6 protein-coding genes and 2 pseudogenes are annotated in these 9049 nt (G+C 47.4%); 4 read left to right on the top strand and 4 right to left on the bottom strand.

The features are described 5' to 3' along the window. From MMY81_RS32345 to MMY81_RS32360, 4 genes and pseudogenes are all read left to right on the top strand, one after another. The coding region (locus tag MMY81_RS32345; protein WP_252316046.1) for a BglG family transcription antiterminator at positions 1–1730 on the top strand (1730 nt) is incomplete at its 5' end. A 103-nt stretch (positions 1731–1833) separates the two neighbouring features. Further along, positions 1834–3764 (top strand): annotated as a pseudogene (locus tag MMY81_RS32350) (fructose-specific PTS transporter subunit EIIC). A gap of 355 nt (positions 3765–4119) precedes the next feature. Continuing rightward, complete coding sequence (locus MMY81_RS32355) at positions 4120–5472, top strand: alkaline phosphatase (RefSeq protein WP_252316047.1); 1353 nt, start codon at positions 4120–4122, stop codon at positions 5470–5472. Positions 5473–5787: 315 nt separating this feature from the next. Beyond that, positions 5788–6876 carry a nitric oxide synthase oxygenase gene (locus MMY81_RS32360; protein WP_252316048.1) on the top strand — a complete coding sequence of 363 codons (1089 nt, stop codon included), beginning with the start codon at positions 5788–5790 and terminating at the stop codon, positions 6874–6876. Here MMY81_RS32360 and aroA read toward each other — a convergent pair. The 4 genes and pseudogenes from aroA to MMY81_RS32375 form a co-directional block, all read right to left on the bottom strand. Continuing rightward, on the bottom strand, positions 6873–7952 hold the full coding sequence (aroA, locus tag MMY81_RS32365) for a 3-phosphoshikimate 1-carboxyvinyltransferase (RefSeq protein ID WP_308215557.1): 1080 nt from the start codon (positions 7950–7952) through the stop codon (positions 6873–6875). The two genes, MMY81_RS32360 and aroA, sit on opposite strands and share 4 nt — an antisense overlap. Beyond that, a complete protein-coding gene (locus MMY81_RS34755) occupies positions 7843–8217 on the bottom strand; it encodes a hypothetical protein (RefSeq protein ID WP_308215558.1) in 375 nt (124 codons plus the stop codon). Before MMY81_RS34755 ends, aroA begins: the two co-directional genes overlap by 110 nt. Before the next feature lie 145 nt (positions 8218–8362). Further along, positions 8363–8818: a VOC family protein gene (locus MMY81_RS32370; protein ID WP_252316049.1), complete on the bottom strand. Its 456-nt coding sequence runs from the start codon at positions 8816–8818 to the stop codon at positions 8363–8365. A gap of 26 nt (positions 8819–8844) precedes the next feature. Next, positions 8845–9049 (bottom strand): annotated as a pseudogene (locus MMY81_RS32375) (hypothetical protein); the annotation flags it as partial.

Genomic DNA, 9049 nt, shown 5'->3' on the forward strand with positions numbered 1-9049 from the left:
CGAGCCGGGGTATACGCTTTAACCCTTCTGAAGAAAAACAGGCTCAGATCAAGGAGCAGTTGTTTTCTATTGAAGAAAAAAACCAGCTTTCCTCCAGAAAAGAGCAGATTTTCATTCTGCTCCGCCTGCTGCTGGATACGAAAAAGGAATGGACTATTAAACAGCTGAGCGGAGAGCTTTATGAAAGCCAGGCTGTTATAAAAGAATTATTAAAAGAAGGCAGTGAGCGCCTGCAGAAATACCGGTTGAATATTCAGTTAAAGCCAAACGTCGGTGTTTCTGTCATTGGACCGGAAACAGGCCGCCGGGCAGCTATGGCTGATCTTGTCCGCGAGTCTTTAAAGGAAAATCACCCTATAAAAGAATGGTTTTCCCCCTTTGACTGGGAAGCAGTAAACAAAATGATAAAAGGGCTTGAACAGCAGTCTTCTTTTTTCTATACGCATGCCTCCCGGGAAACGTTATTAATTCACATTCTGCTGGCTGTTAAACGAATCATGTGGAAACGCTGCGTTGCCTACCCGGCAGAGTCCATTGATATGAAAAGAATAGAAATGAAAAAAGCAGTACAGCTCGTCAAAGAACTCGAAGCTTACTTTCAAATGACATGGCCGCCGGCCGAAGTATATTATTTGTCCATTCATCTTCGCAGTGCGAGGCTTGAACTGCCCTCTGCAGAAGGCTTAAATATTTTTGAACAGCTTCAGATAGACCCGGAAACGATCCGTTTTACTCACCATTTAATTGAAATAGTAACTGCTGTTACCGGACATCCTTACGATAAGGACAGCGACCTGTTTCGGGATACAGCGGCCCATCTTCACAGCAGTACCGCAAGAATCGATCATCATCTCAGCCACCATAACCCTATGGCTTCGGAAATAAGAAAAATGTATCCTTATTTGTTCGAAATGATTATCGAAGCATTGGCAGAGCTCGAGCCTTCCAAAGAGTGGCCGCTCGAAGAAGTAGCTTACCTGACGATTCATTTTCAAGTGTCGTTGGAGCGGTCCAAAAAAACGTCGGCTGACTATATACGGGTGCTTATCGTCTGCCCGATGGGTATGGGCATGTCCCGCCTTCTTCAGACAAAGTTGGAACGGAAATTTCATTCGCTGCAGACAGTTGGCTGTACAGCACTAAAGGAAGCAGAACGATTTGATGAAGACCGCATCGACATCATCATTTCTACAGTGCCGCTTCAGAGGACGGACGTGCCAACTGTTGTTGTCTCACCTTTTCTAAAAGAAGAGGAACAGCAGCAAATACATCGCATTGTAAATACGTTAAAAGAAAACAGCCATAATGTTCTGCAGGAACTTATTTCTTCTCCAGCCCATATTCATTTTCTGCAGGAATCCAATCACATAAAAGCCATTACTCACTTAGCCGGCTTTCTTGAAAAGACCGGCAAAGTAACTCCTGCTTTTGTGGAGAGTGCCATCAACCGGGAAAAAAAGTCGTCTACGTTTATAGGAGGCGGTATTGCTATCCCCCACGGAGATCCGGCTTTTATCAAGATTCCTTCGGTAGCGGTTGGTATCTTTTCCGATCCCATTGACTGGAATGGCTCTTCAGCTGCCATTGTGCTGCTGCTGGCAGCTGATCTACAGGAAGGCGGAAAAGTAAAAAAATTATTTGAAGAAATTTCAAAGCTGTCCGACTCGCCCGACCGTATAGCCCGCATCAAAAGCCTGACCGATGCCGAAGCGGTTTTTACGTTATTTTAACGATTAATTTCAAATTACCGTATCTTCCGGAAAGATAACGCTTTCATCAACCCTTTCTTTTTTCTTTATACTTACTATAGAAAGAAGGAAAGGATGAGGCAGCATGAAAAAAATCGTGGCTATTACTGCCTGCCCTGTAGGAATTGCCCATACATACATGGCAGCTGAAAATTTACAGAAAGCCGCAGCTCAGCTCGGGGTAGAAATAAAAGTTGAGACCCAGGGGTCGGTAGGAGCGGAAAATATCCTGACCGACACAGATATAAAGGAAGCAGAAGGCGTTATTTTTGCAGCCGACAAAAATGTCGACAAATCCAGATTTCAGGGAAAGCAGTATGTGGAAACAGGAGTCCAGGACGGTATTCACAAGCCAGAACAGCTTATTCAAAACATATTGGACAATAAAGGCGAAACTCTATCCGGTTCTGCAGAAAAGCAGGATGAAAAGAAGAAAAAAGAAAATCCCGTTTACAGGCACCTGATGAACGGCGTTTCGTTCATGATTCCTTTTATCGTAGTCGGCGGACTGTTGATCGCCATTTCTTTATCACTTGGAGGAGTTCCCTCAGCAGAAGGTTTAATTATTCCGGAGGATTCAATCTGGAGTACTATTGAAGCGATCGGCGCCGGCTCTTTTGCCTTTATGGTACCTATTCTGGCCGGCTTTATCGCAATGAGCATAGCCGACAGACCGGGTCTTGCGCCGGGCATGATCGGCGTTATATTGCAGCAAATGGAAGCTTTTACGGCAGTGAAGCCGCTGCCGGCTTTATCGGCGGTATTATTGCCGGTTTCCTGGCAGGTTATGTGGCATTATGGATTAAAAAATGGAAAGTCCCACGGGCCATCCAGCCGATTATGCTATTATTATTATTCCAGTAATAGCTTCACTTATTGTCGGTCTTGCGTTCTCCTTTTTGATCGGTGCACCGGTTGCCGCTGTTTTTGAGAGTCTGACTACATGGCTTGCCGGAATGGAAGGGTCAAGCACCGTACTGCTCGCTTTGATCTTAGGTGCGATGATCTCCTTTGATATGGGCGGTCCTGTCAATAAAGTAGCTTTTTCTGTTCGGAGCAGCGATGATTACTGAGGGCAACTTTGCTATTATGGGAGCCGTTGCAGCAGCGATTGCGGTTCCTCCTATCGGGCTTGGCATTGCAACATTTATGAACAAGAAAAAATTCGAGCAGCCGGAGATCGAGGCAGGAAAAGCTTCCTTTACAATGGATTGTTCGGCATCACGGAAGGCGCTATTCTTTTGCCGCTAAAGATCCGCTGCGGGTTATTCCCAGCATTATGATCGGTTCCATGGCAGCCGCAGTCATTGCCATGCAGAGCGGTGTCGGCGATCAGGTGGCCCATGGCGGCCCGATCGTCGGTGTACTCGGAGCCGTAACAAATGTAACGATGTTTTTATCGCCATTCTTGTTGGTTCTCTTATTACTGCTTTTTATTGTCAACCTGATCAAACGTGATGTTACAGCAGTAGCTGTACCTGCCGGCGGGGTGGAGGAACCGCTTGTAACCAGCGGCGATGCTTCACCGCGTCCGGAAAGCAGTCAGCAGCAGGAAACAACATTCAATAAGCTGACCGACCTTGTTTCAAGAGATCTGATTATCCCGAATTGACTGCCGATTCCCGGGAAGACGTAATGGATGAAATGATCCGCACCCTTTCCGGTAATGATGTTCTTACTGATAATAAGGCATTCAAACAGGTTATTCTGGACCGGGAAGCGCAGGGCTCTACCGGGCTCGGTATGAATGTAGCTATTCCCCACGGAAAAGCCGACGTCGTGAAAAAGCCCGCGGTCGCTTTTGGCATTCACCGGCAGGGCGTGGACTGGAACAGCATGGACGGCACGAATGCGAAATTAATATTTATGATTGCGGTACCGGAAGAACGGGCCGGCGATGATCATTTACGAATTCTTCAGATGCTGTCCAGAAAACTGATGGATGAAGAATTCAGAGAGAAGTTAATCCAGGCGGAAAATAAACAGCAGATTTATAAGCTGCTTGATGAAATATAACTTCATTTTTAAAAGCATGCCCGAACCAGGCATGCTTTTTTCTATATTCCCATAATATAAATGATATTTTCTTTACCTATGATTAACAAATTTTACATACACAGTGAATCCAAAGTACTTGTTTTTCATTTCAGAATATTCTTATAAATAGAGCCTTTTATACTTATCTTCGTTTATGCAGGTGTATATTTATATATTATTTTTTATAAACATAACTATTTTGTGCTATAAAAATTGGAAAAGTAGTATAGTCCCCCTCCCCTCTGACTCTCTTTAAATATGCTTTATACTTCCTTAACAACCGACGTCTATAGTTAAGGATGTAAAACATAATCAGAAAAGGGGTCAGTAAAACATGAAATCTATTCCTCACAGACTTAAAAGCGTTGCCGCACTTGGACTTGGAACGTCGATTATTCTTTCCTCCGGAACAGGAGCCTACGCCAGCATGCCTGATGACAATGGAAACGCCCCGGCTCATTCCCAGAAAGAAAAGCCGGAAGAAGTAGAAAACATCATTTATATGATCCCTGATGGTTTTGACGCAGCTTACGCTACAAATTACCGCCACTTCAAGGGCGAAGAAGCCCCTGTATGGGACGAATTTTTAACCGGCATGATGAAAACCGACTCAGCCGACAACCTCGTAACCGATTCTGCCGCAGCCGGAACAGCGATGGCCCGCGGAGTTAAAACAGAAAACGGCATGATCGGTATGACACCGGAAGGCGATTCTCCGGACAGCATACTTGAAAAGTCAGGAGATGCCGGCAAATCCACCGGCCTGGTTGCAACATCTACAATTACCCATGCCACGCCGGCTGTTTTCGGATCGAGCGTAGAAGATCGCGATAACGAAGCGGCGATTGCTCCGCAGCTGCTTGAAAACGTTGATGTCCTTATGGGCGGAGGCCGCAATATGTTTCTTCCTGAATCAGAAGGCGGCGAGCAGGAGCAGGATAATCTTATAGAAAAAGCAGAAGCGGACGGATTTACCTATACAGAAAACCTTAATGATATTCAAGCTTCCGAGGAGGAAAAAATTCTAGGCCTTTTCCATGAAGAAGCAATGTCTCCGGAACTAGAACGCCCGGAAGAGCAGCCAAGCATTTCTGAAATGACGACTTCGGCGATCCAGTCTCTGGAAAAAGATGAAGATGGATTTTTCCTCATGGTAGAAGGAAGCCAGATTGACTGGGCCGGCCACGCTCATGATGCAGCCTGGGCCATGACCGACACCGAAGCGTTTGAAATGGCTGTACAGGAAGCCGTGGATTACGCTGAAGCAGAAGGCAATACGCTTGTTGTTGTCGCAGGTGACCACGAAACAGGCGGTATGACGGTTGGCGGGTATGACGAATATATGGCTAAGCCGGACGTTCTCCGCGATGTAACGGCTACAGGAAACAAAATGGCGTCTGAGCTCAATGATGATGCCTCCAACGCAGCAGAAGTACTGTCTACCTTCACTGGTATTGATATTACTGATGAAGAAGCAGAACGTATTCAAAATGCTGAAGATGAAGAAACACGTGCTTCCGAAATTAATTCTATCGTAAGTGAATATGCCTACGTTGGCTGGAGTACTTCCCAGCATACTGGTACAGATGTTCCATTATATGCGTACGGTGCCGGATCTGAGGAATTCACCGGACTATTGGATAACACTGAACTCCCTGAAAAAATGAGCGCCCTTATCGATCAATAAAAGCGTTCAGCTAAAACCCCCGTTCCGCCTTTCACACCAGGCGGGACGGGGGTTTTTCACATGGTAAAAAGAACGCTCAAAGCAAGCGAGGCTCCTGCAGAAAAACTGAGCCAATGCCCGAGAGAAAAAATTTCTCCCGGAACAACAGCAGTTTTGCCGTACCCAATCCCATAAGCAGCAGTAAAAATAAAGTAAAAAAAACGGCTAAAAACAGCACAGCGTTCTCCTTTCTTCACTATACGGCTTGTAATATTAGAATATGTCCGTCTTCTGTCATATACTGTATATATTGAAACTACGCGATGAGGTGTCTCTATGCAGGGTAAAAAACAGCTGGCAGAAGAAGCAAAAACATTTATTGAACTGGCCTATATGGAAGCAGGAAAAAATAGCAGCGTGCAGCAGACGCGCTTAAAACAGATCGAGAGGGAGATTGCCGACACGGGGCACTACACCCATACGCTGGAAGAACTGCGCATTGGAGCAAAGCTTGCCTGGCGCAACAGCAACCGCTGTATCGGACGGTTTTTCTGGGAATCACTTCATGTGCTGGACTGCAGAAAAGACAGTACAGAAGAAGAAATCGCCCAGTCTTTGTTCCGGCACATCCGCTACGCAACGAATGAAGGAAGGATTCTGCCGGTCATTTCTTTATTTGCGCCGGCCTCCCCTGAGCAGCCGGCTATTCGTATCTGGAATTATCAGCTGATCCGCTACGCCGGCTACCAGACAGAACATGGCGTAATCGGCGATCCGGATTCTATTGATTTCACTAATAAGTGCCTCGAACTGGGCTGGCAGGGATCACGAACAGATTTCGATGTTCTCCCTATCTTAATCAGTATTGGTGAGAATGAACCTAAATGGTTTTCAATTCCCCCCTCCCTCGTTCTTGAAGTCCCTTTGGAGCATCCGGAATACGAGGCTTTTGCAGAGAAAGAATACAAATGGTACGCCGTCCCTATCGTATCGGACATGAAGCTTGAAATCGGCGGCATCACCTATCAGGCGGCTCCGTTTAACGGCTGGTATATGGGAACGGAAGTCGGCGCCAGAAACCTGGCGGACACCGGCCGCTACAATCTTCTGCCCGAAATGGCTGAGATTGCGGGCCTGAATACTTCATTCGCGTCCACTCTCTGGAAAGACCGTGCGCTTGTGGAATTGAACCGGGCCGTTCTGCACTCCTATAAAAAGCAGGGCGTCAGCATGGTTGATCACCATACCGCCGCTTCTCAATTCGAGCGTTTTGAAAAGAAAGAAGCCCAGGCCGGCAGGGAAGTAACCGGGGACTGGACCTGGCTGATTCCGCCGGTTTCTCCTGCCACAACGTCCATTTTTCATAAAGAATATAACAATCATATCAACAAGCCGAATTATTTCTATCAGGACAGGCTCTATTAGCTGTAAGTAATATCTACCCCTGCAGCTTTCAACAGTTCAAAATAGGACGGGCACGTTTTGGATACGCAGCCCGGATCAGCAATCGTAACGTCCGGCACCTTTGCTCCTACAAGAGACAGCGCCATTGCCACCCTGTGGTCATCATAGGATAATAACGGGGTTCCTTTCGGCGTTCCCGGATAAACAGTCAGTCCGTCTGCGAACTCATCTGTCTTTATTCCCAGTTTCCCAAGCTCAGTGCAGATCGCATGAATGCGGTCCGATTCGTGATGGCGGATATGCTCTACGTCCCGCAGGGTAACCGGCCCGTCCGCAAACGGAGCAATTGCAGCGATCGTCAGCGTCTGGTCCGACATTTCTTTCATACTTATATCCAGGCTGCCTTTGAGCTGCTCCGGCCCCTGAATCTCTACATAGGTTTCGCCTTTTTCTACGGTGCATCCCATTTTTTCATACAAGTCCACCATGCCGATATCCGGCTGGTTCGTTTCGGTAGGCAGATTATTAATACGAACCCGTCCGCCTGAAATAGCTGCAAGCGCCATAAAATAGCTCGCCGTAGAAGCATCTGCTTCCAGAGCCATATCCCGGGCTTTGTAGCCTGAGGCCGGAACAGTCATTTTGGTCAATTCATCGTTATATACAGAATTCACTCCAAATTCCTTCATTAAATCCAGCGTAATTTTTACATAGGCATGCTGCACGATGTGATCGGGTATGTTTACCGTCAGATCATTCTGCTGGTTTGCCCCTGAGATAAGCAGACCGCTGATAAACTGGCTTGATACGGCGCCGGATATGCTTACGTTTCCGCCGTGCAGGCCGGAAGGCTTGATTACCAGAGGGTAGAATCCTTTTTTGTCTTCGTATTCGATCTGTGCCCCCAGCTGCTCGAGCGCCTCCATTAAAGGTTTGACCGGCCGTTCGCTCATCCGCCTGCTGGCTTCGATCCGATATGATCCTCCCTCAGCTGCAGCAATCGCGCCTGGCAGAAACCGTGCGATCGTCCCCGCTGCCCCGATATAAAGATCCGCTTCCTTGACCGGCCAGCTGCCGCCGCAGCCGTCTATTTCCACCGTGTCCCGTAACCCGGGAAGATACGCCCAGCTTTTCCAGCGCATCCAGGCACCAGTAGGAATCGTCACTTTTTAGCAGGCCGGAAAGCGTAGACGTTCCTTCCGCAAGTGCTGCCAGAATAAGCGCCCGGTTCGTAAAGCTTTTACTACCCGGTACAGTCATATCCACCGATACAGCTTTTCCATTCAGCGGATGTATCGTTACATTATCTACATCATTTAACGCCGACCAGGGCGAACGTGCTTTTAAATCAGGAGTACTCATAGTATCTATCCATCCTTTTATCGTAGTCGTAGTTTGATTTTGTCATTTGTTCATGTCCCTATTATGCCACAAAATCAAAGCCCGCAGGAAGGATGCACACGTTTAAAAGCAGACGCCCGGCTAAGAGCGTCTGCTTTTCTAAAGCTTACACAGCGGCGGTAAGTTTAGCCCGGATTCCGGACGGATCCTGAAAGCTGATCCCATTTCCATCTTCTTCTAAAGGCGTTCCCTCTTCCTTTAAGCGGGCAGCTGCTTTTAGTTTTTCTTCTTCATTCGGAAAAACGATCGAGTAATACATCAGTCCAACCGCATTTTCTGCAGGCGCCGGAGCATTATTTCCAGCCCAGAGGTTCACGGCAATATGATGATGGTATCCCCCCGCTGAAACAAACAGAGCGCTTCCCGGAATGGAAATCATCGTGTTAAATCCGAGCACTTCTGTATAAAAATGAGCGGACTTTTCGAAATTGGAGATGTGGAGATGTATATGACCAATGACGGTTCCTGCCGGTAGACCGTTTCCATTCCGATCCGGATGCTTCCTGAAGGACGCCTTCCACATCCATCGGCAGCGTCTGTACTGCAAGTTCGCCGTGTGCATTTCTTTTCCACTCCTGCTCCGGACGGTCACGATATTTCGATGCCGTTGCCGTCTGGATCCGCCAGATATACTGCTTCGCTGAACTGATGGTCCGAGGCGCCCTGCAGCGGATAGTTATTATCCAGCAGATGCCGGAGCGACAAGCCAAGGCTCACCCGGTCCGGACCAGCACAGCAAAATGATAAAGGCCGCTCGTTTTTTGTTTCGGCCGTACCCCTGCTTTTCCTCGAG

The organism is Sinobaca sp. H24 (genome assembly GCF_023845525.1).

Excerpts from the sequence above, each read along its gene's own strand:
- MMY81_RS32355 (WP_252316047.1), top strand. The coding sequence starts at position 4,120 with ATGAAATCTATTCCTCACAGACTTAAAAGCGTTGCCGCACTTGGACTT.
- MMY81_RS34755 (WP_308215558.1), bottom strand. The coding sequence starts at position 8,217 with ATGAGTACTCCTGATTTAAAAGCACGTTCGCCCTGGTCGGCGTTAAAT.
- MMY81_RS32360 (WP_252316048.1), top strand. The coding sequence starts at position 5,788 with ATGCAGGGTAAAAAACAGCTGGCAGAAGAAGCAAAAACATTTATTGAA.
- MMY81_RS32370 (WP_252316049.1), bottom strand. The coding sequence starts at position 8,818 with ATGCACACGGCGAACTTGCAGTACAGACGCTGCCGATGGATGTGGAAG.